Below are 486 nucleotides of genomic sequence, written 5' to 3'. Positions count from 1 at the left end.
CCGATACCCCAGGACAAGACAACTTCAGGCAACAAATTTCCGAGCCGCCGTTCGATCAAATCCAGGAAGTTAATTTGGTTTTCCTGCCCGCTTTCAAGCGGCTTTTCTAAGAAAATGATCAAATACCCGTCGGCATAACCGGTGATCACCGCACGTTTCATGGCATGCGCTGCGTAATGGACTTCTTCTTCGATATAAGCAACCATGCTTTTCGACCACTCTGTAAACGAGCTGTACCCATTTTTCTTGCGTTCGAACAATTCCCGGAAATTCTCTGGGCTGCCTGCCAGGCTAATATAGGAAAGCTCCAGATCATAGAAAAAAAAAACCAAACATACCACCTAAACACAAAGATCAAGCATAACATCAGTACAGTCCAAACACGATCAAACCCCGTCAACACCCTCCGCTACCACACTAGTCAACCAAACACACAACCAGATCTCTCAACCTCCAGCACACTTAGATCACTCCAGACCACAAAAA

General features: G+C 45.9%; 1 pseudogene. It reads right to left on the bottom strand.

Features of this window, described 5'->3' with window-relative positions:
• Positions 1-332, bottom strand: a pseudogene (locus tag BHE18_RS20940) (PucR family transcriptional regulator); the annotation flags it as partial.
• Between the last annotated feature and the right edge of the window lie 154 nt (positions 333-486).

Source organism: Rossellomorea aquimaris (assembly GCF_001877785.1).
Taxonomy (GTDB): Bacteria; Bacillota; Bacilli; order Bacillales; family Bacillaceae_B; genus Rossellomorea; species Rossellomorea aquimaris_A.
This window is presented reverse-complemented; position numbering and strand designations above follow the sequence as displayed.